General features: G+C 69.2%; 23 protein-coding genes and 2 tRNA genes. 16 read left to right on the top strand and 9 right to left on the bottom strand.

The annotated features are described in order from the left end of the window. Nucleotides 1–25: 25 nt before the first annotated feature. The 3 genes from SACCYDRAFT_RS05060 to SACCYDRAFT_RS05070 are packed head-to-tail and all read right to left on the bottom strand — an operon-like array spanning nucleotide 26 to nucleotide 2,949. Complete coding sequence (locus SACCYDRAFT_RS05060) at nucleotides 26–454, bottom strand: hypothetical protein (RefSeq protein WP_005454214.1); 429 nt, start codon at nucleotides 452–454, stop codon at nucleotides 26–28. 53 nt (nucleotides 455–507) lie between these two features. Next, on the bottom strand, nucleotides 508–2,352 hold the full coding sequence (gene ilvD, locus SACCYDRAFT_RS05065; protein WP_005454216.1) for a dihydroxy-acid dehydratase: 1,845 nt from the start codon (nucleotides 2,350–2,352) through the stop codon (nucleotides 508–510). Between the two features lie 51 nt (nucleotides 2,353–2,403). Then, nucleotides 2,404–2,949 (bottom strand): PH domain-containing protein, encoded by a 546-nt coding sequence (locus SACCYDRAFT_RS05070; protein ID WP_005454217.1) that lies wholly within the window; start codon nucleotides 2,947–2,949, stop codon nucleotides 2,404–2,406. Nucleotides 2,950–3,308: 359 nt separating this feature from the next. Here SACCYDRAFT_RS05070 and SACCYDRAFT_RS05075 point away from each other — a divergent pair, with 359 nt between their 5' ends. The 7 genes from SACCYDRAFT_RS05075 (at nucleotide 3,309) to SACCYDRAFT_RS05105 (ending at nucleotide 10,591) form a co-directional block, all read left to right on the top strand. After that, on the top strand, nucleotides 3,309–5,171 hold the full coding sequence (locus SACCYDRAFT_RS05075; protein ID WP_043536172.1) for an acetolactate synthase large subunit: 1,863 nt from the start codon (nucleotides 3,309–3,311) through the stop codon (nucleotides 5,169–5,171). A 40-nt stretch (nucleotides 5,172–5,211) separates the two neighbouring features. Next, the gene (ilvN, locus tag SACCYDRAFT_RS05080) at nucleotides 5,212–5,718 is read left to right on the top strand and encodes an acetolactate synthase small subunit (protein ID WP_005454221.1); all 507 of its coding nucleotides are present in this window, start codon (nucleotides 5,212–5,214) and stop codon (nucleotides 5,716–5,718) included. 43 nt (nucleotides 5,719–5,761) lie between these two features. After that, nucleotides 5,762–6,775 carry a ketol-acid reductoisomerase gene (gene ilvC / locus SACCYDRAFT_RS05085; protein WP_005454223.1) on the top strand — a complete coding sequence of 338 codons (1,014 nt, stop codon included), beginning with the start codon at nucleotides 5,762–5,764 and terminating at the stop codon, nucleotides 6,773–6,775. 82 nt (nucleotides 6,776–6,857) lie between these two features. After that, a complete protein-coding gene (locus SACCYDRAFT_RS05090) occupies nucleotides 6,858–7,136 on the top strand; it encodes a DUF397 domain-containing protein (RefSeq protein ID WP_043537081.1) in 279 nt (92 codons plus the stop codon). Between the two features lie 222 nt (nucleotides 7,137–7,358). Further along, nucleotides 7,359–8,954 (top strand): phosphoglycerate dehydrogenase, encoded by a 1,596-nt coding sequence (gene serA, locus SACCYDRAFT_RS05095; protein ID WP_005454228.1) that lies wholly within the window; start codon nucleotides 7,359–7,361, stop codon nucleotides 8,952–8,954. A 290-nt stretch (nucleotides 8,955–9,244) separates the two neighbouring features. Next, nucleotides 9,245–10,285 (top strand): 3-isopropylmalate dehydrogenase, encoded by a 1,041-nt coding sequence (locus tag SACCYDRAFT_RS05100; protein ID WP_005454230.1) that lies wholly within the window; start codon nucleotides 9,245–9,247, stop codon nucleotides 10,283–10,285. Between the two features lie 57 nt (nucleotides 10,286–10,342). Further along, nucleotides 10,343–10,591: a hypothetical protein gene (locus tag SACCYDRAFT_RS05105; protein WP_005454232.1), complete on the top strand. Its 249-nt coding sequence runs from the start codon at nucleotides 10,343–10,345 to the stop codon at nucleotides 10,589–10,591. 25 nt (nucleotides 10,592–10,616) lie between these two features. Here SACCYDRAFT_RS05105 and SACCYDRAFT_RS05110 read toward each other — a convergent pair whose 3' ends face one another. Beyond that, nucleotides 10,617–11,390, bottom strand: a complete 774-nt coding sequence (locus SACCYDRAFT_RS05110) for a GNAT family N-acetyltransferase (RefSeq protein WP_043537082.1) — start codon at nucleotides 11,388–11,390, stop codon at nucleotides 10,617–10,619. A 209-nt stretch (nucleotides 11,391–11,599) separates the two neighbouring features. On the opposite strand from SACCYDRAFT_RS05110, the gene cimA reads away from it, so the two are divergent. After that, a complete protein-coding gene (cimA, locus tag SACCYDRAFT_RS05115) occupies nucleotides 11,600–13,234 on the top strand; it encodes a citramalate synthase (protein WP_005454236.1) in 1,635 nt (544 codons plus the stop codon). Nucleotides 13,235–13,310: 76 nt separating this feature from the next. Beyond that, on the top strand, nucleotides 13,311–14,090 hold the full coding sequence (locus SACCYDRAFT_RS05120; protein WP_005454239.1) for a fumarylacetoacetate hydrolase family protein: 780 nt from the start codon (nucleotides 13,311–13,313) through the stop codon (nucleotides 14,088–14,090). A 1-nt stretch (nucleotide 14,091) separates the two neighbouring features. Here SACCYDRAFT_RS05120 and SACCYDRAFT_RS05125 read toward each other — a convergent pair whose 3' ends face one another. After that, nucleotides 14,092–15,324, bottom strand: a complete 1,233-nt coding sequence (locus tag SACCYDRAFT_RS05125) for an FAD-dependent oxidoreductase (protein WP_005454241.1) — start codon at nucleotides 15,322–15,324, stop codon at nucleotides 14,092–14,094. A gap of 86 nt (nucleotides 15,325–15,410) precedes the next feature. Between SACCYDRAFT_RS05125 and gltX the strand changes: the two genes are divergently transcribed. From gltX to SACCYDRAFT_RS05145, 4 genes are all read left to right on the top strand, one after another. Then, nucleotides 15,411–16,892, top strand: a complete 1,482-nt coding sequence (gene gltX / locus SACCYDRAFT_RS05130; RefSeq protein ID WP_005454243.1) for a glutamate--tRNA ligase — start codon at nucleotides 15,411–15,413, stop codon at nucleotides 16,890–16,892. 177 nt (nucleotides 16,893–17,069) lie between these two features. Then, entirely contained in the window at nucleotides 17,070–17,762 is a 693-nt protein-coding gene (locus tag SACCYDRAFT_RS05135) for an HAD family hydrolase (protein ID WP_005454245.1), read from the top strand. Nucleotides 17,763–17,854: 92 nt separating this feature from the next. Beyond that, a tRNA-Gln gene (locus SACCYDRAFT_RS05140) sits at nucleotides 17,855–17,926 on the top strand. A gap of 51 nt (nucleotides 17,927–17,977) precedes the next feature. After that, nucleotides 17,978–18,050 (top strand) — tRNA-Glu (locus tag SACCYDRAFT_RS05145). Nucleotides 18,051–18,418: 368 nt separating this feature from the next. Here SACCYDRAFT_RS05145 and SACCYDRAFT_RS05150 read toward each other — a convergent pair. Next, a complete protein-coding gene (locus tag SACCYDRAFT_RS05150; RefSeq protein ID WP_005454247.1) occupies nucleotides 18,419–19,156 on the bottom strand; it encodes an IclR family transcriptional regulator in 738 nt (245 codons plus the stop codon). A 94-nt stretch (nucleotides 19,157–19,250) separates the two neighbouring features. Here SACCYDRAFT_RS05150 and leuC point away from each other — a divergent pair, with 94 nt between their 5' ends. The 3 genes from leuC (at nucleotide 19,251) to SACCYDRAFT_RS05165 (ending at nucleotide 22,378) form a co-directional block, all read left to right on the top strand. Then, complete coding sequence (gene leuC, locus SACCYDRAFT_RS05155; RefSeq protein ID WP_005454248.1) at nucleotides 19,251–20,666, top strand: 3-isopropylmalate dehydratase large subunit; 1,416 nt, start codon at nucleotides 19,251–19,253, stop codon at nucleotides 20,664–20,666. Between the two features lie 38 nt (nucleotides 20,667–20,704). Next, a complete protein-coding gene (gene leuD / locus SACCYDRAFT_RS05160; RefSeq protein WP_005454250.1) occupies nucleotides 20,705–21,298 on the top strand; it encodes a 3-isopropylmalate dehydratase small subunit in 594 nt (197 codons plus the stop codon). Nucleotides 21,299–21,547: 249 nt separating this feature from the next. Further along, nucleotides 21,548–22,378, top strand: a complete 831-nt coding sequence (locus SACCYDRAFT_RS05165) for an HU family DNA-binding protein (protein ID WP_005454251.1) — start codon at nucleotides 21,548–21,550, stop codon at nucleotides 22,376–22,378. Nucleotides 22,379–22,454: 76 nt separating this feature from the next. Here SACCYDRAFT_RS05165 and SACCYDRAFT_RS05170 read toward each other — a convergent pair whose 3' ends face one another. The 3 genes from SACCYDRAFT_RS05170 to cofC form a co-directional block, all read right to left on the bottom strand. Then, a complete protein-coding gene (locus SACCYDRAFT_RS05170; protein WP_005454252.1) occupies nucleotides 22,455–23,372 on the bottom strand; it encodes an NUDIX hydrolase in 918 nt (305 codons plus the stop codon). Further along, nucleotides 23,369–25,690 carry an RNA degradosome polyphosphate kinase gene (locus tag SACCYDRAFT_RS05175; RefSeq protein WP_043536174.1) on the bottom strand — a complete coding sequence of 774 codons (2,322 nt, stop codon included), beginning with the start codon at nucleotides 25,688–25,690 and terminating at the stop codon, nucleotides 23,369–23,371. Before SACCYDRAFT_RS05175 ends, SACCYDRAFT_RS05170 begins: the two co-directional genes overlap by 4 nt. Before the next feature lie 63 nt (nucleotides 25,691–25,753). Further along, nucleotides 25,754–26,422, bottom strand: a complete 669-nt coding sequence (gene cofC, locus SACCYDRAFT_RS05180) for a 2-phospho-L-lactate guanylyltransferase (RefSeq protein WP_043536175.1) — start codon at nucleotides 26,420–26,422, stop codon at nucleotides 25,754–25,756. Nucleotides 26,423–26,512: the final 90 nt, after the last annotated feature.

The raw sequence follows: 26,512 nt of genomic DNA on the forward strand, positions 1-26,512 counted from the left end.
GCCCGGGGATCCGACGCTCATCGGATCACGTCACGACGATCCAGTTCTCGTCCTCTTCCTCGGACACCCCGACGACCGGGGTGCCCAGCGTTGAGACAGCGACGAAGTCGGGAGAACCGGTTTTCTCCCACAGTACCGGGAGGAATCCGCTCCGCTCGGGCGCGCGGGCGCGAAGCCAGGGCAGGGTGGACGCGCCGGGACCGGTGATGCAGAAGTAGCACGTCCCGTGCTCGTCGAACAGGCCGACGTCGCGGGCTGTCTCCCACCATGCTCGTTCGGTGGCGACCAGGCTGCCGTCGTCGGTGAGGCCGATGCGTACGCGGGGAACCACGGCCGTCGAGGCCACCGCCCGGATCGCTGCCGATGGAGTGACCCCGGAGGCGTCCGCGGCCTCGCCGAGCACCGTGAACCCCGCCGCCTGGAAGATGGCGATGCGGTCGGTCCGGTTCGCCATGCTGTCCCGTCGACGTGTGTGGGGCGAGCGCGGCCCGCCCCACACACGGTCGATCACTTGTCCGGGTCGCGCACGGCGCCGGTGTCGGCGGAGGTGGCCATGCGTGCGTAGGCGCGCAGCGCGGCGGTGACCGGACGCTGCCTGTTCACCGGCTGCCACGGCCGCTCGGACGCCTCCATCTTGGCGCGGCGTTCGGCGAGCACCTCGGCGTCCACGAGCAGTTCGAGCTTGCGCTCGTGCACGTCGATGAGGATCTCGTCGCCGTTCTCCACGAGCCCGATGGTGCCGCCCGCGGCGGCCTCGGGGGAGATGTGACCCACCGAGATTCCCGAGGAGCCACCGGAGAAACGGCCGTCGGTGATGAGCGCGCAGACCTTGCCGAGTCCGGCGCCCTTGAGGAAGGCCGTCGGGTGCAGCATCTCCTGCATCCCGGGACCGCCCGCGGGGCCCTCGTAGCGGACCACGATCACCTCGCCCGACCGCACTTCCTTGTTCAGGATCGCCGAGACGGCCTCCTCCTGGCTCTCCACCACGCGGGCGGGGCCGCGGAAGCGCCACAGTTCCTCGTCGATACCGGCGGACTTGATCACGGCACCGTTCTCGGCGAGGTTTCCGCGCAGCACGGTGAGGCCACCGCTGGCGGTGTAGGCGTGTTCGACGTCGCGGACGCAGCCGTTCGCGGCGTCGGTGTCGAGTGACGACCACCGGTTCGACGTCGAGAACGCCTCCGTGGTGCGCACCCCGCCCGGCGCGGCGTGGAACAGCTCCAGCGCGCGTTCGGACGGTGAACCGCCCCGGATGTCCCACGTGGACAGCCACTCCTCGAGCGAGGAGGAGTGCACGGAGTGGACGTCGGTGTTGAGGAACCCGCCCCGGTGCAGCTCCCCGAGAATGGCGGGGATGCCGCCCGCCCGGTGCACGTCCTCCATGTGGTAGTCGGAGTTCGGCGACACTTTGGACAGGCAGGGCACTTCGCGGCCGATCCGGTCGATGTCGTCGAGTGTGAAGTCGATCTCGCCCTCCCGCGCGGCGGCGAGGATGTGCAGGACGGTGTTGGTGGAGCCGCCCATCGCCATGTCGAGTGCCATGGCGTTCTCGAAGGCCTGCTTGGTGGCGATGGAGCGGGGCAGCGCGGACTCGTCGTCCTCGCCGTACCAGCGCTTGGCCAGTTCCACCACCGTCCGACCCGCCTCCGTGAACAGCTCCCGGCGCGCGGCGTGAGTGGCCAGAGTGGACCCGTTGCCGGGCAGCGAGAGCCCCAGCGCCTCGGTGAGGCAGTTCATCGAGTTGGCGGTGAACATGCCCGAACACGACCCGCACGTCGGGCAGGCCGACTGCTCGACGACGGAAAGGCCGGCGTCGTCGACGGCCGAGTTGGCCGAGGCCGCGATCGCGGTGATGAGGTCGGTCGGTGCGTGCGCCACGCCGTCGACCACGACGGCCTTGCCGGCCTCCATGGGACCGCCGGAGACGAACACCGTCGGGATGTTGAGCCGCATGGCGGCGTTGAGCATCCCCGGCGTGATCTTGTCGCAGTTCGAGATGCACACCAGCGCGTCGGCCTGGTGCGCGTTGGCCATGTACTCGACCGAGTCGGCGATGATCTCGCGCGAGGGCAGCGAGTAGAGCATGCCGCTGTGACCCATGGCGATGCCGTCGTCCACCGCGATGGTGTGGAACTCGCGGGGCACACCGCCGGCCTCGCGCACGGCCTCGGCGACGACCTCACCGAGGTCCTTGAGGTGTACGTGTCCCGGCACGAACTGGGTGTAGGAGTTGGCGATCGCGACGATGGGCTTGCCGAAGTCGCTGTCGGTCATGCCGGTCGCGCGCCACAGGGAGCGGGCTCCCGCGGCGTTGCGGCCGTGGGTCGTGGTTCGGGAACGCAGAGCAGGCATGGGCAAACTGTACGCCCGGCCGGGGATCCCGAAGCCGCCGGTCGGCGCCCGCTACCGGGCGTCGTCGTCCCCGGACCGCCCCTCGGGCCTCTCGTCGCCGGAGCGTTCGCCGGACTCGTCGCTCGCCGCGGGCTCGCCGGTGCCCGGCTCCTCGGGCTCGGTGAGCACACCCGAGGGGTCGGGCACGCGTCCCTCGCTGACCAGCGACAGCACAGGCAGGTGCCGGGTGCGCACGGAGGGCAGCGGCACACCTGTGTCGTCGGCGAGCACGGCGACGACCGTGGACTTCGGGGTGATGGTGAAGCCCTTGATCGCGTCCCACGGCAGGTCGCGGGTGCCCAGCAGGGTGCGCACGGTGAGACCCTCGCGGGTGGCCACCGTGCGGGTCCTGACGATCCACAGCGCCAGCACGATGGGCACGAGCAGCAGCACCAGCAGGTACGGCAGCGCGGCCGCGAACGGGAACATGCACATGAACAACATCAGCACGCCGATCAGCGCGGTTCCCGGGACGCGGAACACCGCCTTGCTGCCCTTTTCGGGGGAGCCGGCACCCGAGCCGGTGCCGTGCTCGTCGTCGCGTCGTGTCGCCGTCATGGTCGTGTCCTGCCCTCGATCCGCCACTCCACGATGGTGCACCGCAGGTGGGAGGCGGTGCCACCCGGGGGCGTCCGACGGTCGGAGGGTCCAGTATCCGGGATCACCATCCCGCAGAGTTGACACTTCTCGTCGTGGGCGATTAACGTCATCGCCGTGACACCGCAGCTTGTTCTCGTAATTTCCCCGCGCGTCGGCGCGTAGGGGAAGTCCCTCTGCGTCGACGCGCGACCCTCGTGCGACCACACCTGGTCGGCGGGGGTTTTTTGTTGCGCGGACGGCGTAGCGGGAGCTCCCCAGGCGACGACGACCGAAGAACCCCGACCGAAAACCCGGACAATCCCACGAGGCGAGAACCGATGACCAGCGCCACCTCGCGATCGGACGCGACCGCCGGGTCGACACCGAACTCGGCGTCACCCGCCAACTCTGGACCCCGCCCCAAGCCGACACCGCCCGCAGGAGTACCCGTTCGGGTGACGGGCGCGCAGTCGCTCGTGCGGTCCCTCGAAGCCGTCGGCGTCGAGGTGGTCTTCGGTATCCCCGGTGGCACGATCCTTCCCGCGTACGACCCGCTCCTCGACTCGACCAAGGTGCGGCACGTCCTCGTGCGGCACGAGCAGGGCGCGGGCCACGCGGCGACCGGCTACGCGCAGGCCACCGGAAGGGTCGGCGTGTGCATGGCGACGTCCGGGCCGGGTGCGACCAACCTGGTGACGCCGCTCGCGGACGCGTACATGGACTCGGTTCCGGTGGTCGCCATCACCGGGCAGCAGACCCGGGCGCTCATCGGCTCGGACGCGTTCCAGGAAGCCGACATCTGCGGCATCACGATGCCCATCACCAAGCACAACTTCCTCGTCACCGAGCCCGCCGACATCCCCAGGGTGATCGCCGAGGCGTTCCACCTGGCGAGCACCGGACGGCCCGGCCCCGTGCTGGTGGACATCCCCAAGGACGTGCTCCAGGAGACGACGTCGTTCGCGTGGCCGCCTGAGCTGAACCTGCCCGGCTACCGGCCCACGCTGCGTCCCCACGGCAAGCAGGTCAGGGAGGCGGCGCGCCTCATCACACAGGCCAGGCGGCCCGTGTTCTACGTCGGAGGCGGAGTGCTCAAGGCCGGGGCGGCCGAGCAGTTGCGTGAACTGGTCGAGCTCACCGGCATTCCCGTGGTGACCACGTTGATGGCCCGCGGCGTGTTCCCCGACTCGCACCGGCAGCACCTCGGTATGCCGGGCATGCACGGCTCGGTGGCGGCGGTCGCTGCGATGCAGCGCGCGGACCTGCTCGTGGCGCTGGGCGCGCGCTTCGACGACCGGGTGACGGGCAGGCTGGAGTCGTTCGCCCCCGAGGCGAAGGTGGTGCACGCCGACATCGACCCGGCCGAGATCTCCAAGAACCGCAAGGCCGACGTGCCGATCGTGGGTGACTGCGCCGAGATCATCACCGAGTTGATCGACGCGGTGCGGAACGAGACGTCCTACGGCGAGTCCGCGGACCTGGCCGCGTGGTGGTTGCAGCTCAACTCGTGGCGGGACACGTTCCCCGCGGGCTACGAGTGGCCGTCCGACGGGACGCTGGCGCCGCAGTACGTCATCGAGCGCATCGGGAAACTCGTGGGACCCGACGCCATCTACGCGGCCGGGGTCGGGCAGCACCAGATGTGGGCGGCCCAGTTCATCTCCTACGAGCAGCCGCGAACGTGGATCAACTCGGGTGGTCTCGGCACGATGGGGTTCGCCGTGCCCGCGGCCATGGGCGCCCAGTTCGGCAGGCCCGACAAGCAGGTGTGGGCCATCGACGGCGACGGTTGCTTCCAGATGACCAACCAGGAACTCGCCACGTGCGCCATCGAGGGAGCGCCCATCAAGGTGGCCGTCATCAACAACGGCAACCTCGGCATGGTGCGGCAGTGGCAGAACCTCTTCTACGCCGAGAGGTACTCCAACACCGACCTCGGCACGCACAAGCACCGCATCCCGGACTTCGCGCTGCTCGCCGAGGCACTCGGCTGTGCGGGCCTGCGGTGTGAGACCAAGGACTCCGTCGACGACACCATCCGCAGGGCCATGGAGATCAACGACCGTCCGGTGGTGATCGACTTCGTCGTGGGCAAGGACGCCCAGGTGTGGCCGATGGTGGCTGCCGGGACGAGCAACGACGAGATCATGGCCGCGCGGGGCATCCGACCGCTGTTCGACGAGGACGAGGTGTCGCAGTGAGGTTTCCGCGTACCGAGGAGCGAAAGGAGCGGAAGCGCTCATGAGCAACCACACTCTCAGCGTTCTGGTCGAGAACGTGCCCGGCGTGCTCGCCAGGGTCTCCGGCCTGTTCTCCCGCCGTGGTTTCAACATCGAATCCCTTGCCGTGGGACCCACGGAGAACCCCGAGGTGTCCCGGATGACGATCGTGGTCGCCGTCGAGGAACAACCACTCGAACAGGTGACCAAGCAGCTCAACAAGCTCGTCAACGTCATCAAGATCGTGGAACTCAACCCTGCCCAGTCGGTGCAGCGGGAACTGCTGCTCGTGAAGGTCAGGGCCGACGCGACGGTGCGCAGCCAGGTGTTGGAGACCGTGCAGTTGTTCCGGGCGAAGGTCGTCGACGTCTCGCCGGAAGCTCTGACGATCGAAGCCACCGGCACCGCCGACAAGATCAACGCACTGCTGCGCATGCTGGAGCCGTACGGCGTGCGTGAGCTCGTGCAGTCGGGCATGGTCGCGGTGGGCCGGGGCGCCCGCTCGATCACGGCGACGGCGACCCGCTGACGCCTCGCTCGCCCAACCCAATCGAAAGGAAGTACCACCCCTCATGTCAGTCGAAATCTTCTACGACGCCGACGCCGACCTCGGTATCGTCCAGGGGCGCAAGGTCGCCGTGATCGGATACGGCAGCCAGGGACACGCGCACGCGTTGAGCCTGCGCGACTCCGGCGTCGACGTCCGCATCGGGCTTCCCGAGGGGTCGAAGTCGCGGGCCAAGGCCGAGGACGAGGGCCTGCGGGTCCTCACGACCGCCGAGGCGGCCGCCGAGGCCGACCTGATCATGATCCTCACGCCTGACACGAAGCAGCGCGCGATCTACGAGCAGGACATCGCACCGAACCTCAAGGACGGCGACGCGCTGTTCTTCGGTCACGGCTTCAACATCCGCTACGGCCTCATCAAGCCGCCCGCCAATGTGGACGTCGCGATGGTGGCGCCCAAGGGCCCGGGGCATCTGGTCCGCAGGCAGTTCGTGGACGGCAAGGGCGTGCCGTGCCTCATCGCGGTGGAGCAGGACCCGAGCGGCAACGCGCAGGCGCTGGCGCTGTCGTACGCGGCGGCCATCGGAGGCGCCAGGGCGGGCGTCATCAAGACGACGTTCACCGAGGAGACCGAGACCGACCTCTTCGGTGAGCAGGCCGTGCTGTGCGGCGGCGCGTCCGCGCTCGTGCAGACCGGTTTCGAGGTGCTGACCGAGGCGGGCTACGCGCCGGAGATCGCCTACTTCGAGGTGCTGCACGAGCTGAAGCTGATCGTCGACCTCATGTACGAGGGCGGGATCGCGCGTATGCGGTACTCGATCTCGGACACCGCGGAGTACGGCGACCTCACGCGCGGCCCGAGGGTCATCACGCCCGAGGTCAAGGAGAACATGAAGGCGATTCTTCGGGAGATCCAGGACGGCACGTTCGCCAGGGAATGGGTCACCGAGGACGAGCAGGGACGCCCGAACTTCGGCAAGCTGCAGCAGGCCGGTGAGCAGCACTCGATCGAGGAGACCGGCCGCAAGCTGCGCGGTCTGATGTCGTGGGTGGACCGGCCGATCACCGAGACGGCCTGATCCTCGACGGAGCCGGGATTCCCCGAGGATCCCGGCTCCGTTCCGAGTGCCCGCGAACCGCGGGATGCCCTACCGTGCCTCCATGAAAAACGATTCCTCCGTTGTCGACGACAAGTTCGGTGTTCGTGAAGGCCTCGATCTCTCCTCCGCGCGGTGGCGGCGCCTTCCCAGCGGCGTCGGCGCCGGTGCCGAGAAGTACGGCACTGTGGAGTACGCCTTCGTCACACACAGCGATTCGGTGACGTATGTGGCGTTACGGCAGGCGGCGGGCCGGGGCGGCACCGTTCTGGTCTTCACGCCGTCCGAATGGGACGCCTTCCTCCTCGGCGCCAGGGCAGGCGAGTTCGACCGCTCGTACTGACCCCTGCGCTTGTTCGCTGCGTGCCGGACGTGCGGTCTCCGTCCGCGTGCGTGGCCGTGTCCGGACCGGGTCTCTTCCTGTCTCTTACTGTTCTCTTCATTCGGACGCGTTGCGGTGGCGGGGTCGTCCGGGACTAGACTTCCTGCTTCGAGGACACAGTGTCGTGGCCTGCAAGTGAGCGTCTGCGAACGGCCCCAAACCTTCTGAGACGAAAGGCGCATCGTGAGCAATTCCAGCCAGCCCGTCGTTCTCCTCGCCGAGAAACTCGCCCCGTCCGCGGTCGCGGTGTTCGGTGACGAGGTCGAGGTCCGGCATGTGGACGGCACCGACCGTCCCGCTTTGTTGCAGGCCGTGAAGGAGGCCGACGCGCTCCTGGTGCGATCCGCCACCAAGGTCGACAGGGAGGTTCTCGCCGAGGCCCCGAAGCTGAAGGTCGTCGCGCGGGCCGGGGTGGGCCTCGACAACGTCGACGTCCCCGCCGCCACCGAGCGCGGTGTGCTGGTGGTCAACGCGCCCACGTCGAACATCGTGTCGGCGGCCGAGCACGCCGTCGCCCTGCTGATGGCCGTGGCCCGTCGCGTTCCCGCGGCCGACCAGAGCCTGCGGAGCGGCGAGTGGAAGCGCAGCGCCTACACGGGTGTGGAGCTGTCCGGCAAGACCGTCGGCGTGGTGGGCTTCGGCAAGATCGGTCAGCTCGTGGCCGCGCGGCTCGCCGCGTTCGACACGAAGCTGCTCGCCTACGACCCCTACGTCTCGGCCGCGCGGGCGGCGCAACTGGGGGTCGAACTGGTGTCGCTGGACGAGCTGCTGGAGCGATCCGACGCCATTTCGATCCACCTTCCCAAGACACCCGAGACCAAGGGACTCATCGACGCCGCCGCGCTGGCGAAGGTCAAGCCGGGCGTGCTGGTGGTGAACGCGGCCAGGGGCGGCCTGATCGACGAGAACGCGCTCGCGGAGGCACTGCGCGAGGGCCGTGTCGGCGGTGCGGGCATCGACGTGTTCGCCGAGGAGCCCACGACGTCGAGTCCGTTGTTCGAGTTGCCCAACGTCGTCGTCACGCCGCACCTCGGCGCTTCGACGCGGGAGGCGCAGGACCGGGCGGGCACCGATGTGGCCCGGTCGACGTTGCTGGCGCTGCGCGGTGACTTCGTGCCGGACGCCGTCAACGTCGCCAGCGGCACGGTCGGTGAGGAGGTCCGGCCGTACCTGTCGCTCACCCAGAAGCTCGGCACCGTGCTGTCCGCGTTCAGCACCAAGGCCCCGGCGTCGGTGTCCGTGACGGCGGCGGGCGAACTCGCCACCGAGGACGTGAGCGTGCTCCAGCTGGCCGCGCTGCGCGGTGTCTTCGCCGGCGTCGTGGAGGACCAGGTGACGTTCGTGAACGCGCCTCGTCTCGCCGAGGAGCTCGGCGTGCAGGTGAGCGTGTCCACCGAGCCGGAGAGCCAGAACTACCGCAGCCAGGTCACCGTGCGCGTCGTGCACGACGACGGCAGCTCGCACTCCGTGTCCGGTGCCGTGACGGGCAAGGACGAGGTCGAGAAGCTCATCGAGGTCAACGGCAGGCACTTCGACATCCGCGCCGAGGGCCACATGCTGCTGCTGGAGTACCCCGACCGGCCGGGCATCATGGGCCGGGTCGGCACCCTGCTCGGCGAGGCGGGCATCAACATCGAGGCCGCGCAGATCAGCCAGACCACCGACCGTTCCGACGCTGTGATGCTGCTGCGGGTCGACCGCGCCGTCGGCGGTCACATGCTCGAACCGATCGGTGCCACGGTCGACGCCAGGATGATCCGGGCGGTCGACTTCGACTGACCCTTCGGACTTCTGCGGCCCCCGTCGGCGCGAGCCGGTGGGGGTCGTTTCCGTGCCCGCGAAGTCTCCACTATGGATCGAGCTCGCGGACGCGTGGTGAACCGCACCCCTTTCGGGTGCCGTTTTCCTCGGTCCTTGTGACACGATTGAGTGACGAGTGTCTGCCCGGCTGCGGCGTATGGGTGGTCGTGCTTCGTCCGATCGACGACCAACGGTAACCTGCCGTCGCTGGAGTTCGATCGCGGATGGGCTTCCGGAGCGCCGGGTGCCTGACTGACGGAGGTGTGTGGATGCGGCTCGCTGTGATCCCTGGCGACGGGATCGGGCCCGAGGTCGTGACCGAGGCGCTGAAGGTGCTTGCCGAGGTCGTCCCGAGTGCCGAGATCACCAAGTACGACCTTGGCGCATCCCGTTGGCACGCCACGGGCGAGTTGCTGCCCGAGTCGGTGCTGAGTGAGCTGCGGCAGCACGACGCCATCCTGCTCGGCGCCGTCGGTGACCCGAGCGTGCCGAGCGGCATCCTCGAACGCGGGTTGCTGCTGCGGCTTCGGTTCGAGCTCGACCACCACGTCAACCTCCGGCCCGGACGGCTCTACCCGGGCGTGCGCGGCCCGCTGGCCGACCCCGGCGAGGTCGACATGGTCGTGGTGCGGGAGGGCACCGAAGGCCCGTACGCGGGCAACGGCGGCCTGCTGCGCAAGGACACCGAGCAGGAGATCGCCACCGAGGTCAGCGTCAACACGGCCTTCGGCATCCGCAGGGTGGTGGCCGACGCCTTCGCCCGCGCCGAGCAGCGTCCGCGCAAACACCTCACGCTCGTCCACAAGACGAACGTCCTCGAGCACGCCGGTTCACTGTGGTCGCGGATCGTCGAGGAGGAGTCGCTGGCGCACCCCGACGTCACCGTGGCCTACTCGCACGTGGACGCCGCGACGATCCACCTCGTCACCGACCCCAGCCGGTTCGACGTCATCGTGACCGACAACCTCTTCGGCGACATCATCACCGACCTCGTCGCCGCGGTCACCGGCGGAATCGGGCTCGCCGCGAGCGGCAACCTCGACATCACGCGTCGCAACCCCAGCATGTTCGAGCCCGTGCACGGCAGCGCCCCCGACATCGCGGGCCAGAACCTCGCCGATCCCACCGCGGCCGTGCTGTCGGTGGCGTTGCTGCTCGACCACCTCGGCGAGCGGGAGTCCGCACGCCGGATCGAGGCGTCCGTGGCTTTCGACCTCGCCACCCGCGACCAGAACTCCCCCGGCAGCACCCAGGCCATCGGTGACCGTCTGGCCGCGCTCGTCTCCTCGAACACCCGCCAGGCGAGCTGAGCGCCGCCCGGGACCGGACCGCCGTTTCCGCATCCGGTCCCGGGGTATTCGCCGCCCATGCGCACCTGGTTGAAGAACCTGCTGGGACGCCGGGAACCCGCGTCGTCCAGCGCGCCGGAGGCCGACGCCGCCGACGACCCCGCCGTGTCACGGGCGCGGCCCACGGGCGGCAGGCCCGGTGACGAGCGGGGTGACAACCCGTCGTCCACCGGTCCGGGCCACAACGACACGTTCGTCGGCAGAATCGAAGGTGACGACCTCGGTTACGCCGGCGAGACCGGGGCCGAGCGGCGCAGCGAGGACTGACACCGCACCGGCAGGGCTTCTCGGCCTACGGGCCGTCCCCGGTGTGGGGCGGCCTTGCCGCCGTGCGGTAGTGGTACCCGCAGAGTTCCCTGAAGCCGGCTCGCGTGTAGAGGCGACACGCCGCGACGTTGTCCCGCTCCACCTGGAGGTACAGGTGGTCGGCGTGCCGGGTGGCCGCCCAGTGGGCCAGCGCGGCCACCACCGCGCGTGCCGCACCCCTGCCCCGAGCCCGCGGAAGCGTCGCGATCCCGAACAACCCCGCCCAGCCCGTGTCGACGACGGCCCGGCCCACCGCCACCACGTCGCCGCCGAGCACCGCGCGGGCGAACCCGGAGGGACACCTCACGCGTTCCAGCAGCGCCCACTCGGCGCGGGAGTCGCCGCCGTGCACGGCGTGCCAGGTGTCGAACCACGCCCGTGTCGGGTGTTCGTCCACCACCACCCACGCCGGAGGCGGGCCGAGGAGGTCGACGGCCCGAGCGACGGAGGCCGTTCGCAACGACATCGGGCTCTCCACGCGGTAACCGCGCTCGGCGAGCAGGGAGTCGAGAGAGTCCGGGCACGCCCCGGGACTGATCTGGAACCGGGCGAGTGAACCTCGGCGGGTGTAGAACTCCTCCGCCGCCTCGACCCGGCACACCAGTCGCTCACCCGAGGCGTCCGCGTTGGGGAGCACCGACCGCACCCACCAGGCCGCGGCGGGAGCGTCACGCAACCACCAGCCGTCCGCACGCCGCACGGTTTCGGCGGGCACGGCCCGGGCCGTCCTCTCCTGAATCAGGCGCACCGGCTCCGGCACGGTGGGTTCCTCGGACTTCTCACGGAACGGACTCACGGGCGTGCCTGCCCGTGACTGTGGCAGGATGTGGGGCATGACCACCTCTCGCGTGATCATTATCGGCAGGCGCGCCGGGTAGTGCTGAGAAGCTCCAGCACCGGCGCGCAGACCTCTCGCATCCCAGCGGGGGGTCTTTTTTGTTGGTCCGCCCATCCTCGCAAGGAGATCCCGTGAGCCGCACGGAACCCGCTGACACCCCGCTCGGGGACCAGTTCCACCTGTACGACACGACGCTGCGTGACGGAGCCCAGCGGGAGGGCATCTCGTACTCCATCACCGACAAGCTGGCCGTGGCGAGGTTGCTCGACGACCTCGGTGTCGGGTTCATCGAGGGCGGTTGGCCCGGCGCACTGCCGAAGGACACCGAGTTCTTCGCGCGCGCGGCCGAGGGGGAGCTGGAACTGCGGCACGCGGTGCTCGTCGCGTTCGGGTCCACGAGGCGCGCGGGTGTCGCCGTCGCCGACGATCCCCAGGTGCGGGCGCTGCTCGACTCGCGGGCCCCGGTCGTGACGCTCGTGGCGAAGTCGGACGTCCGGCACATCGAGCGCGCGTTGCGTGTGGACGTCGACGAGGCGTGCGCGATGGTGCGTGACACGGTGTCGTTCCTCGTCGGCGAGGGCAGGCGGGTCTTCGTGGACGCCGAGCACTTCTTCGACGGCTACGCCCACGACCCGGACACGGCGTTGCGGGTACTCGACGCGGCGGGCCAGGCGGGCGCGGACGTCGTGGTGTTGTGCGACACGAACGGCGGGCAACTGCCACTGGGTATCGCCGAGACCGTGCGTGAGGTGGCGGGGCGGACGGGCCTGCGCCTGGGCATCCACTGCCAGGACGACACGGCGTGTGCCGTGGCGAACACCGTCGCCGCCGTGCAGGCCGGGGTGACGCACGTGCAGTGCACCGCCAACGGTTACGGCGAGCGGGCGGGCAACGCGGACCTGTTCGCGGTGGCGGGCAACCTCGTTGCGAAGCTCGGGATGCCGGTGCTGCCGCCCGCGCGCACGGCGGCACTGACCCGCACGGCGCACGCGCTGGCCGAACTGGCCAACATCGCGCCCGACACCCACCAGGCCTACGTGGGCGCGTCGGCGTTCGCGCACAAGGCAGGCCTGCACGCGAGCGCGATCAAGGTGGATCCGTTGCTGTACAACCACATCGACCCGGCGGTCGTGGGCAACGACATGCGGGTGCTCGTGACCGAGATGGCGGGCAGGGCGAGCCTGGAGCTCAAGGGGCGGCAGCTCGGTGTCGACCTCGCGGGAAAGCCGGAGGCGTTGGCGAGTGCGTTGAAGAAGGTGAAGGCGCTGGAGGCGGAGGGGTGGTCCTTCGAGGCCGCCGACGCGTCCCTGGAGTTGTTGCTGCGCGCGGAAGCCGACGACCTGCCCGCCGAGGCGCCGTTCCGGCTCGAGTCCTACCGCGTGGTGCTCGACCGCCGCATGGGCGGCGACGTCGTGTCGGAGGCCACGGTCAAGGTGCACGTGGGCGGGGAGCGGGTCATCGCGACCGCCGAGGGCAACGGTCCCGTGCACGCGCTGGACGCCGCGCTGCGGCAGGCACTGCGTTCGCACCTGTCCTGGTTGGACAGCGTGGAGTTGTCCGACTACAAGGTGCGCATCCTCGCGGGCAAACCGGGCACGGACGCCGTCACCCGCGTGCTCGTGGAGTCGAGCGACGGTGACCGGAGCTGGACCACCGTGGGTGTGCACCCGAACATCGTCGAGGCGAGCTGGTTGGCCCTGTGTGACGCGCTCGTGCACAAGTCCCTGGCGGTGTCCCGTCCGGAAGCCCCGGACACGCGTGCGTGAGGTGCGAACACTCGTACGCAGCCTGCGGACACGACGTGTCGGGCTCGGGGTGGACGGCGCGCGTTAGGATGGCGCCGTGCGTTTGGCTCGGATCGCTCATCCTGACGGTGTCGCGTTCGGCTCGATCGAAGCCGACGGCGACGACAACGACGCGGCCCAGGTCCTGGAGATCGCGGACCATCCGTTCGGGCAGCCCAACTTCACCGGCAAGCGGTGGCCGCTCGCGGACGTCCGGCTGCTGGCTCCCATCCTGCCGACGAAGGTCATCGCGGTGGGGCGCAACTACGCCAAGCACGCCGAGGAGTTCGGCAACGAGGTCCCGTCCGACCCGATGATCTTCCTGAAGCCGTCGACGACCGTCATCGGGCCCAACGCGGCCATCAAGCTGCCGCCGGCCTCGTCGCGAGTCGACTTCGAGGGCGAGCTGGCCGTGGTCATCGGCAGGCCCGTCAGGAACATCTCCGCCGAGGCTGCTCCCGCCGCGATTCTCGGTTACACGGTCGCGAACGACGTCAGCGCACGCGATCTCCAGGCTTCCGACGGCCAGTGGGGCAGGGCCAAGGGCTTCGACACGTTCTGCCCGCTCGGTCCGTGGATCTCCACGGAGGTGGACCCGAGCGACCTGAGGCTCACCTCCGAGGTCGACGGCGTGGTGAAGCAGGACGCGCGTACCTCGGCGATGGTGCACAAGGTGTACGACCTCGTGGCGTTCGTGTCGTCGGTGATGACCCTGCTGCCCGGCGACGTGATCCTCACCGGAACACCGGAGGGCGTGGGCCGCATCGAGGCGGGCCAGCAGGTGTCGATCACCATCGAGGGCATCGGTACCCTCACCAACCCGGTCCAGGACGCCTGACTCACCGCCGCGCGAACGCGGGCGCCCGCTCCGGTCTCGGCCCGACGCCGACGATGAAGGCGGGCACGGTCGACAGCCACGGTGCTCGCCGCATCAACGTCGTGAACGGTTTCGGTGGGCCCGGGCGCCTGCCGTCCACGACCGGTGAGACGACGACGCGGTGCAGCATGCGTTGCAGTGTCTGCACGATGAGGGTCGGCACGATCCTCCTGCGTCGCACGGCCGCCAGCGTCCGCTCGTCGATCCGGCCCCGGCGCAGCGGGGCTGCCAGCAGGCGTGCGGCGCCGACGGCGTCCTGCACGGCGAGGTTGATGCCCACGCCGCCGATCGGTGACATCGCGTGTGCCGCGTCGCCGATGCACAGCAGTCCGTCGGCGTGCCACCGCTCGAGCCGGTTCAGCCGCACGTCGAGGTGTTTGACCTGGTCCATCGTGGTCAGTTCACCGACGCGGTCGGCGAGTTCGGGCACGAGCTCGGCGACGTCACGACGGAACGCGTCGACGCCCCGCCTGCGCAGTTCCGCGTCCAGTCCCTTCCTGCCGACGTAGGCGACCTGGTAGTAGTCCCGCCTCGGGATGGTGATGCCGAACTTCGTGCCACGCATGTGCGGCTGGAGTCGGTCGGGGCCTTCGCCCGGCTTGCGGTCGAGCCGGAACCACCACACGTCGATGGGCACGGACACCTCCTTCGGCCGCAGCCCCGCCTGCTCACGGGCCAGCGACCAACGCCCGTCGCAGGCCACGGTGAGGTCGGCGAGCAGCGTGTGCGTGGTGCCGTCCTCGGTGCGGTAACGCACGCCTTTCACCTGCCCCCGCTCCTTCACGAGCTCGGTGACCTCCGAGCGCATGCGCAGCGTGAAGGTGGGTTCCTCGGCCGCGGCGTCGGCGAGCAGGTTCAGAAAGTCCCACTGCGGAGTGATGGCGATGTAGGGGTAGGGGTGACCGAACCTGCCCAGGCGCTTGAGGTCACCCACGACGATGCGCCCACCGTCGCCGGAGGGAAAGGCGACTTCGGTGACCTTCGTCTGCGGCAACCGGGCGAACCGTTCGCCGAGCCCGAGATCGTCGAGCAGTCTCATCGTGGACGGGTGCACGGTGTCGCCGCGGAAGTCGCGCAGGAAGTCGGCGTGCTTCTCCAACACGGTCACCTCGATGCCCGCCCTGGCCAGGAGGAGGCCCAGGACCATCCCCGCAGGGCCGGCGCCGATAACGACGCAACTCGTCCGCTCGCTCATCGCCGCTCCTAATTTCAATGGATGTTGAATAAATTCACCATGCACGAAGTCGCGACGGCCGTCAAGGGCGATACTCTGACAGAGCTATGAGTGAGACGAAGGCTGTACGTGCCCGCTTCTGCCCGTCGCCCACCGGAACCCCGCACGTCGGGTTGATCCGAACGGCGCTGTTCAACTGGGCGTTCGCCCGTCACCACGGCGGCTCCCTCGTGTTCCGCATCGAGGACACCGACGCCGCGCGCGACAGCGAGGAGTCCTACGCGGCGCTGCTCGACGCGCTGCGCTGGCTCGGCCTCGACTGGGACGAGGGGCCCGAGGCCGGCGGTGAGTACGGGCCGTACCGGCAGAGCGAGCGCGGTGACATCTACGCCGAGGTCGCGCGGAAGCTGCTGGACGCGGGCGAGCTTTACGAGGCCTTCTCCACGAACGAAGAGGTGGAGCAGCGTCGGCGCGACGCGGGCCAGGACCCGAAGCTCGGTTACGACAACTTCGACCGCGACCTCACCGACGAGCAGAAGCAGCGCTACCGCGACGAGGGGCGCTCTCCCGTGCTCCGCCTGCGGATGCCGGACGAGGACCTCACCTGGAACGACCTCGTGCGCGGAGAGATCACGTTCAAGGCGGGCACCATTCCCGACCCCGTCCTCGTGCGGGCCAACGGACAGCCGCTCTACACGCTCACCAACCCGGTCGACGACGCGCTCATGCGCATCACCCACGTGCTGCGCGGAGAGGACCTGCTGCCGTCGACGCCGCGCCAGCTCGCCCTGTACGCCGCGCTGCGGCGGGTGGGCATCACCGACTTCACCCCGGAGTTCGGGCACCTGCCCTACGTCATGGGCGAGGGCAACAAGAAGTTGTCCAAACGCGACCCGAAGTCGAACCTGTTCAACTACCGCGAGCAGGGCTTCATCCGCGAGGGTCTGCTCAACTACCTCGCCCTGCTGGGCTGGTCGATCGCCGACGACCGCGACGTGTTCACCGTCGACGAGCTCGTGGAGGCCTTCCAGATCACCAAGGTCAGCGCCAACCCGGCGCGGTTCGACCCCAAGAAGGCCGAGGCCATCAACGGCACGCACGTGCGTGCGCTGCCCGTCGAGGAGTTCGTCCGGCGTACCGTGCCGTATCTGACCGCGGCGGGCGTGCTGCCGGAGGAGCCCGGCGACGACCAGATGCACAAGCTCCGCGTCATCGCGCCGCTCGTGCAGGAACGCGTCACCGTCCTGTCGGACGCCGTCAACCTGGTGCGTTTCCTCTTCGTCGACGAGGACACGTTCGCTCCGGAGGAGGCCGCCGCGACCAAGGTCCTCGGCCCCGACTCCGAGCCCGTGCTGCGTGCCTCCGTGACGGCTCTCGAAAAGCTCGACGACTGGCGCACCGACGCCATCGAGGCGGCGCTGAAGGAAGCCCTCGTCGACGGGTTGGGTCTCAAGCCGCGCAAGGCGTTCGCGCCCGTGCGAGTGGCTGTGACCGGGCGCACTGTGTCACCGCCGTTGTACGAATCGATGGAGCTGCTCGGCCGCGAGATTTCACTCGGGCGGTTGCGTCGCGCGCTGGCAGGCCACTGAGCGTAGATACCACTGGGCGAAACGGAGGCTGTTTTATCACCTACTCAGCAGAGTTGGTGACGCGAAATCTCCCCTAGCCTCGCGTGGGTGGCTTTCGCTCCTGGCTTTCCATCGGTATCGCACGCTGCCTCGGAACTCGACGGTGCTCCTCCTTGGACACCGCCCGAGCTGAGACTGGTGTGCTTGGACATTGACGACACACTGATCGACTTCACGGCGGCGGGCCGGAACTCGCTGGAAAGTCTGATCGGCAGGGCCGACATCTGGCCGCTGTGGGAACGCATCACGGACGACCACGTCGCCCGGGTCGTGTCCGGTGAGCTCGCCTACGCCGACATGCACACCGCGCGCACCCGGGCGTTCCTCGCCGAACACGGCGTGGTCGTCGACGCCGCCCAGGCCGCGGAGTTCGAACTACGCCGCAAGGAGCTCCTGTGGAGTTCCCTGCGGTTGTTCGACGACGTCCTGCCCTGCCTGGAATGGCTCGTCGCCGCGGGAGTGAAACTGGCGGCTGTGACCAATGCCTCAGGCGGTCACCAACGAGACAAACTCGCCCGGCTCGGGCTCGGTGGCTTTTTCGACCACGTCGCCATCGCGGGCGAAATGGGAGTCGCCAAACCCGATCCTGTGATGTTCCACAAAGTCTGCTCCGCCATCGGTTGTGAACCCGCGCAGGCCGTGCACGTCGGGGACAAACTGACCACCGACGCCGTCGGGGCGCGCGACGCCGGGCTCGGAGGTGTATGGCTCGACCGGCGCGGCCTCGACACCGACGTCCCGACGGGCGTGCACGTCCTCGCCACCCTCGCCCACCTCCCTGAGCTGCTGGTTTCCGAGTTCGCCAAGCTCGGCGTCCCCGCTCAGCGCTGAAGTGGGGACCCCCGTGTGAGGCCGTTTCGGGGCATGCTCTAGTATTTCTTTCCAGCGGCGCCGATCCGGAGAGATTCGGTGAGGGGCCGCGATGGGGTATGGTGTAATTGGCAGCACGACTGATTCTGGTTCAGTTAGTCTAGGTTCGAGTCCTGGTACCCCAGCGCGAAGCGAAAAAACCGATCTGGTAAGCTTCACTTCGCAAAGAACGACAAGCCCCCGTCGTCTAGCGGCCTAGGACGCCGGCCTCTCACGCCGGTAGCGTGGGTTCGAATCCCATCGGGGGTACGGAAAGAGCGAGAGAGCCCTCTCTGCGGAAAGCGCAGAGGGGGCTCTTTCTTTGTGTCCTGTGGGGGCTGGGCCCCCACACCCCAGCCGGGGGCACGCCCCCGGACCCTCGGCCGGGCCCGTCGGTCGGTGGTCTCGCCTTGGGTGCTGTTCCCGGCCGGGGTGCCGCTGGGCGCTTCGCTTCGCTCGCTCCCTCGGCGTGTCCGCAGGCTACGAACGCGTGTCCGCGGTTCCTGTACGCGTGTTCGCACTTCACAGACACGCCGTGGTCCCTCGTGTGCCGTCGCTTGGTGACGGGCCGTTGGCTTCGCTTCACTCGCCTCGGCCCTTTTGCTCGGCTTGCGCCTTCGCGCGCTCGTTCCGCTTCGTCAGAGGCGTTCCTGGAGGGCTTGGGCGGCCTGCAGGAGATCGCCCGCCCACTTCGCACCCGGCCTGCGGCCTATGCGATCCACGGGGCCCGACACGGACACCGCCGCCACCACGTTGCCCGTGCTGTCACGTACCGGTGCCGACACGCTCGCCACACCCGGTTCCCGCTCCGCCACGCTCTGCGCCCAGCCACGGCGGCGTACCTCCAACAACGTGCGCTCGCCGAACACCGCGTCCGCCAGCACGGCCTGCCGCGTGTGCGCGTCAGCCCACGCCGCCAGCACCTTCGCGCCCGACCCCGCCGTCATCGGCAGCCGCGCACCGATCGGCACCGTGTCCCGCAGCCCGCTCGGCGGCTCCGCCACCGCCACGCACACCCGGACGATGCCGTCACGGCGGTACAACTGCACGCTCTCGCCCGTCAGATCCCGCAGCTTCGGCAGCACCACGCCCGCCGCGTCGAGCAACGGATCCACCGTCCCGCCCGCCAGCTCCGCGAGCGCCGGCCCCGGCCGCCACCGGCCGTCCGGACCGCGCCGCAGCATCCGATGCACTTCGAGCCCCACCGCGAGCCGGTGCGCCGTCGCCCGGGGAAGCCCCGTTCGCGCACACAACTCCGCCAGCCCGCACGGCTGCTCCGCCACCGCGTGCAAGACGGACACCGCCTTGTCCAGAACGCCGATCCCGCTCTGCTGGACCTGCTCGGCACCACTGTTGCTAACATCGGGTTGTCCCACGAGGCGATACTACAATCCCGAGATTTGGGAAGTCCACGTTTCACGAAGTGAGTCCGCTCGCTTTCCGACTGACACGTTCAATGGAGGAGCCCTGATGACCGAACGGCGGGGCCGCACACTGGCGGAAAAGGTGTGGGACGCACACACGGTGCGTCGAGGCGACGGTGCCGAACCGGATCTGCTCTACATCGACCTGCACCTCGTCCACGAGGTCACCAGCCCGCAGGCGTTCGACGGGCTACGGCTCGCGGGCCGGAAGGTGCGGCGACCCGACCTCACCATCGCCACCGAGGACCACAATGTGCCCACCGTCGGGATCGAACTCCCGATCGCCGACCCGGTGTCGCGGACGCAGGTGGAGACGCTTCGGCGCAACTGTGAGGAGTTCGGTGTCCGGCTTCATCCGATGGGTGACGACGAACAGGGCATCGTCCACGTCATCGGCCCGCAGCTCGGGCTCACACAGCCCGGCATGACCGTGGTGTGCGGTGACAGTCACACCTCGACCCACGGTGCGTTCGGTGCGATGGCGTTCGGCATCGGCACGTCCGAGGTGGAACACGTGCTCGCCACGCAGACGTTGCCGTTGCGTCCCTTCAAGACCATGGCCGTCAACGTGGAGGGCGAGCTGCGTCCCGGCGTCACCGCCAAGGACATCATCCTCGCCGTCATCGCGAAGATCGGGACCGGCGGTGGACAGGGCTACGTGCTGGAGTACCGCGGCAGCGCCATCGAGTCGCTGTCGATGGAAGCGCGCATGACCATCTGCAACATGTCCATCGAGGCGGGCGCCAGGGCGGGCATGATCGCGCCTGACGAGACGACCTTCGCGTACCTGAAGGACCGCCCGCACGCGCCGAAGGGCGCCGAGTGGGACGCCGCCGTCGCCGAGTGGCGTGAGCTGCGCACCGACGACGACGCCGTGTTCGACGCCGAGGTGCACCTGAACGCCTCCGAGCTGACGCCGTTCGTCACCTGGGGAACGAACCCCGGGCAGGGGCTGCCGCTGGCGGAGTCGGTGCCCGACCCCGAGCGGATCGCCGACGAGAACGAGCGTCTCGCCGCCGAGAAGGCCCTGTCCTATATGGATCTGGAGCCGGGAACCCCGCTGCGGGACATCGCCGTGGACACGGTCTTCCTCGGCTCGTGCACCAACGGGCGTCTGGAGGACCTGCGGGCCGCCGCCGAGGTGCTGCGGGGCAGGAAGGTGGCCGACGGCGTGCGGATGCTCGTGGTGCCCGGCTCCATGCGGGTGCGGCAGGCCGCCGAGGCCGAGGGCCTGCACGAGGTCTTCACGGAGGCGGGAGCCGAATGGCGGGCGGCAGGCTGCTCGATGTGTCTGGGCATGAACCCCGACCAGCTCAAGCCTGGGGAGCGCAGCGCGTCGACCTCCAACCGCAACTTCGAGGGCAGGCAGGGCAAGGGTGGCCGGACCCATCTGGTGTCGCCGCTCGTGGCCGCCGCCACCGCCGTGCGGGGCACCCTGGCCTCGCCCGAGGACCTCGACTGACGTCCCGGCCACCGAACCACCGACGAGGAGCACACGTCATGGAACCTTTCACCACGCACACCGGCGTCGGGGTGCCCCTGCGCAGGTCTAACGTGGACACTGACCAGATCATTCCGGCCGTCTACCTCAAGCGGGTGTCCAGGACCGGCTTCGAGGACGGCTTGTTCGCGAGCTGGCGTGCCGACGAGCAGTTCGTCCTGAACCACGAGCCCTACCGCCGGGGCTCCGTGCTCGTGGCCGGCCCCGACTTCGGCACCGGGTCGTCGCGTGAGCACGCGGTGTGGGCGCTGATGGACTACGGATTCCGGGTCGTCATCTCCTCCCGCTTCGCCGACATCTTCCGCGGCAACTCGGGCAAGCAGGGGCTCGTCACGGCGCAGTGCGAGCAGACGGACGTCGAGCAGTTGTGGAAGCTGCTGGAGAACGAGCCCGGCACCGAGGTGTCCGTCGACCTGCGGGAGAAGACAGTGCGGGCAAAGGACTTCGTCGCCCGCTTCGACATCGACGACTACACGCGCTGGCGGTTGCTGGAAGGGCTCGACGACATCGCACTGACCCTGCGGCACGCCGACGACATCGCGGCGTTCGAGAAGCAGCGCCCGTCGCACAAACCCGTCACCACTCCGAGGTAGAGCAGCGGCCCCGGATTCCCTTGCCGCCGCAAAGGGAATCCGGGGCTTGTACCCGGTCGTGAGAACCGGCCCCACACCACGCCGAACGGCACGCGGAAACAGGCTCTGGAGGACCTGTGGAGGCGTAACGGCGCACACGATAAGGAAAAAATCCGCGTGCCGTTTGGAATTTGTGCTGAGTTGGTAATACCGTGTGCGCATGTCGGCCGGTGTGGCCGGGTAACACGTAGTTCTTCTTGGAGGACTGGAATGGCCAACAAGGCCCAACTCATCGAAGCGCTCTCCGAGCGCTTGGGCGACAAGAAGGTCGCGGCGCAGGCTGTCGACAACCTCGTCGACATCATCATCCGTACGGTCAACAAGGGCGAGAAGGTCAACATCACCGGCTTCGGTGTGTTCGAGAAGCGCGCTCGTGCCGCACGTACCGCGAGGAACCCGCGCACCGGCGAGACCGTGCGTGTGAAGAAGACCAACGTTCCCGCCTTCCGCGCGGGCACGACGTTCAAGGACGTGGTGAGCGGAGCCAAGAAGCTTCCGAAGGCCACCACCAAGCGGAGCACGGCTTCCACCTCGCGTGCCACCTCGGGCACCTCGAAGACGGCTGCGACGCGTCCCACTTCCACGCGCACCACCACCAGCCGCACGCGCAGCACCACGGGTACGACGACTCGTGCCACCTCGGCTCGTACGGCCAAGGCGACGCCGGCCAAGAGCGCCGCCAAGAGCACGGCGACCAAGGCCGCGCCGAAGAGCACGACGAAGACGACGAAGGCGAGCACCACCAAGGCGGCACCGAAGACCACCGCCAAGTCGACCACCAAGTCGACTTCCACGCGTGCGAGCGCGAGCAAGCCCAAGACGACCACGAAGTCGGCGGCGAGCAAGACGACGGCCGCGAAGTCGAGCACCACGAAGTCGGCGCCGAAGACCGCCGCCAAGACCTCGACGCGGTCGACGACGAAGAAGACCCCCGCCAAGACCACGAAGGCGGCTGCGAAGACGACGCCGCGGACCACCGCGAGGGCGACCGCACGCACCACGTCGCCGGCGAAGAGGACCACGAAGAAGACGACGAAGTGACACCGGGCGCCGCGCTCCGCGGCGTCCGGTTCTCCCGGCAGGGCTCCTGTGCTCGCAGTGGGGGAGCCCTGCCGTGTCAGGAGGGTGTGGGCAGCGCGCTGGGCAGGTAGTGTGCTGCCACGAGCCGTGGCTCACCGCAACGGGTGTCGAAGGACAGGACCCACACCGAGCCCTTCTTGCTCGGTACCTCTCCGGTGAGCTTACGGGTCAGTGTGACGCCGTCCCGCTGCGCCAGCGTGTCCACCAGTCCGGGGATGACACCGCCCTGGCTGCACACGACCGCGGTGGTGTGCGAGTTCGCCACGGACAACAGCGATTCGACCCCGCCCTCGGGGTCCTTGCGGTACGTCTCCTCCGACATCAGCGGGTCGAGCCGCACATCGCCGTCGATGTCCTCGGCCACGGCGCGCACCGTCTGCACGCAACGCAGCCGTGGCGCCGAGTACACCGCTTCGGGCCGGAACGCGCGCAGCAGCGGCCGCAGCGCCGAAGCCTGTCGCCGCCCCGCGTCCGAGAGGGGACGCAGGTCGTCGTCGCCCACCCAGTCGTCCCGGCTGCCTGCCTTCGCGTGGCGGACCAGCAGCACGGTGGCGGTGTCGACCGGGAGTTCCTCGGCGCGGGAGCACACGTCTCGGTCGCCTTCGTAGGTCAGCAGCGACCGCGCGTCGGACATCGGCAACCACCGGAGTTCGTCCACTTCCTCATTGGGAGTGAACTCACCCGAAACCGGCGTCGCCGTGAAGTAGTCCACGGTTTTCGCCGAGCCGTTCACGCTGTATTCGACGGTGGTGAGAAAGCGCCCGAGAACGGCGTCGTAGCCGGTTTCCTCGGTCAGCTCCCGCACGGCGGCGACGGGGGCGGTCTCCCCTGGGTCGAGTTTGCCTTTCGGCAGTGACCAGTCGTCGTAGTGCGGCCGGTGCACGACCGCGATCTCACTGCCCGCGGGGCTCCGGCGCCACAGCACCGCCCCCGCGGCTTTCACGACCTTGTTCACCCTGTGGCTCCGTGCCTGCGCAGCATTTCCATCTGATGGTCGCGGACCTGCCCGCTGTCCGTCGGAGAGGGTACCCATTCACCGCTGGCGTGCAGGACCCAGCACCGGGTCATGGGATCCAGCGCGGAGTCCAGCAGCTCGTCGAGCTGCGCGGTGAGCCGGGGATCGGACACCCGGACCAGCGCTTCGATCCGGCGGTCGAGGTTGCGGTGCATGATGTCGGCGCTGCCGATCCAGTGGGTGTCGGCTCCCCGGAAGTGGAAGACACGCGAGTGTTCGAGGAAACGCCCGAGGATCGAGCGCACCCGGATGTTGTCGCTGAGCCCCGGAACACCGGGCTTGAGCGAACAGATGCCCCGCACCACCACGTCGACGTCGACACCGGCCTGCGACGCGCGGTAGAGGCCGTCGATGACCTGTTCGTCGACGAGCGAGTTGCACTTGATCCGCACGCCCGCCGGTTTGCCCGCGTGTGCCAACGAGATCTCGTTCTCGATGAAGTGCAGCAGCCCCCGGCGGATGCCGTTGGGGGAGGTGAGGATGTTGCGGTAGGTCTGCTGGCGGGAGTAGCCGGTGAGGACGTTGAACAGGTCGGTCAGGTCGGCGCCGACGGAGGGGTCGGCGGTGAAAAGCCCGATGTCCTCGTACAGCCGCGCGGTCTTGGGGTTGTAGTTCCCGCTGCCGACGTGGCAGTAGCGGCGGATCGTGGACCCTTCCTGGCGTACCACCAGGGCGATCTTGCAGTGTGTCTTGAGTCCCACGAGCCCGTACACCACGTGCACTCCCGCGCGTTCCAGCGTGCGGGCCCACGCGATGTTGGCCTGCTCGTCGAACCGTGCCTTGATCTCGACCAGCGCCACGACCTGCTTGCCGCGCTCGGCGGCCTCGATCAACGCGTCCACGATGGGCGACTCGCCGGACGTGCCCGACGTCCGGTACAGAGTCTGCTTGATGGCCAGCACCTTGTCGTCGGCGGCGGCCTGCTCGATGAACCGCTGCACGCTCGTGGAGAACGAGTGGTAGGGGTGCTGCACCAGCACGTCGCCCTCGCGCAGGGTCGCGAACACACTCTTGGGCGTCTCCCGCTCCCCGAACGCGGGATGGGTGGCGGGAACGAACGGTGGATCCTTGAGTTCCTTGCGGTTCAGCGAGTGGAGCTGGTGCAAACAGTTCAGGTCGAGCAGACCGGGGACCTCCACGACGTCCTGCGGATCGACCTCCAGCTCGCGCAGCAGGAGTTCGAGCACGTGCTCGCTCATGTCGCTGGCGACCTCCAGCCGCACCGGAGGGCCGAACCGGCGCTGCGCGAGCTCCCGTTCGAGGGCCTGCAACAGATCCTCGTCGCGGTCCTCCTCGACTTCGAAGTCGGCGTTGCGGGTGACCCGGAACACGTGGTGCTCACTCACCTGCATCCCGCTGAACAACTCGTCGAGATGAGCGGCGATGAGTTCCTCCAGCGGCAGGAACGTCGCGGTGCGGCTGTCCCGGCTCCGCTCGATGCGGACGAGGCGGGGCACGTTGTTGGGCACCTTCACTCTGGCGAAGCGTTCGGTGCCGTCGTCGGGGTCGCGGACGGTGACGGCGAGGTTGAGCGACAGACCGGAAATGTAGGGGAAGGGGTGAGCCGGGTCGACGGCCAGGGGAGTGAGCACGGGAAAGATCTGTTTGGTGAAGTACTCGGACAGCCGGGCCCGGTCGTCCGTGGCCAGGTCCGACCAGGCGACGATGCGGATACCGACGTCGGCGAGCGCGGGGCGTACCCCCTTCTCGAACGCCAGCGCGTGGCGCTTGACCAGCTCGGCGTTGCGTGCGGCCACGTAGGTGAGCTGCTCGCTGGGGGTCAGCCCGTCGGCGCTGCGCACGGGAAGGCCCGTCTGCTCGCGGCGCTTCAGCCCCGCGACCCTGACCATGTAGAACTCGTCCAGATTGGACGCGAAGATGGCCAGGAACTTCGCTCGCTCCAGCAGCGGCTGTGACGGGTCCTCGGCGAGCGCGAGCACCCGGGCGTTGAAGTCCTGCCACGAGAGTTCGCGGTTGAAGTACCGGTCGTCGGGCAGCTCGTCCCCAGGTCCGCCGTTGTGGGTGGCGGCGGGCGGTGCGGACGGCACGGAGCCGAAGTCGCGGTGCCCGTCGACGGGCCGGGGAAGCGGGGAGGTGACGGCGGGCCGACGCCCGGGGTCGCCGAGGTCCGCCCGCTCGCCGGGCCGGGAGCCGCCGGGGGCTTCGGAGGCTGCAGAGGCTTCGGAGGCTGCGGAGGCTTCGGAGCTGCTGGCCGCGGGGGTCTGGGTCTCGTCGCTCACGTGGCCATTGTCCCCCAATCGGTGAGGTCGTGACGCTGTTGAAGAGCGGCGCCGCAGTCGGCCGGTGCTTTCGCCGGGGCCTCAGGACAGCAGGCAGGCGCGGTCGAGCACGGCCCGGGTGCGGTCGCCGAGCCCCAGCAGGCGAGCGTGGTCGAGATCACCGGGGGTGTCGACGTCGCCGCGCAGTGACGGCAGTGCCGCCGTCAGTGGCCGCGCACCCGAGAGCGTGTGCGCGCGGGCCGAACCGGGACCGAAGCGGGGGCGCAGTCGCCCACCGGGTGAGGACAGCAAGAGCGTGGTGCCCGTGCCGTGCCGGTCGGCGACGAACGCCCGCCGCCCGCCCGCCTCGGTGATGGCCTCGGTGAGTTCGTGCGGTCGCAGTGCGGGCAGGTCCGCCTGGAGAGCGCCGATCGTCCCGCCCGGGTTGTCGGCCCGCAGCAGCCGCTCCCCGGCGCGTAGTGCCGTGTTCAGGTTGTCGTGTGGACCGCCGTCCGGCGGGCCGCCGACGGCGTGTTCGCCGACGACGTCCACCTCCAGCTCCCGCAGCAGCGCGAGCGCCGCGGGATCGGAGCCGACCACCAGGACACGGTCGACGCCGGCCGCGGCGGTGGCCGCGCGCAGCGTGTCGAACGCGAGCGCGAGCACCAGATCGGTATGGGAGTACTCGCCGTCCGCGTCCCCGAGCACGCCGCGCAACCGGGATTTGCCCAGGCTCGGCCTCTTCAGCGGCACGATCAGATCGACAGCCACGCCACCATCATTACCGCAAAACACACCCACGGCGGTCGGCGACGGGTGGCCCTGCCGTCGCCGCACGGCGGCTCGTGGCAGGATCGACGG

Source organism: Saccharomonospora cyanea NA-134, from assembly GCF_000244975.1.
In the GTDB taxonomy this organism is placed as follows: domain Bacteria; phylum Actinomycetota; class Actinomycetes; order Mycobacteriales; family Pseudonocardiaceae; genus Saccharomonospora; species Saccharomonospora cyanea.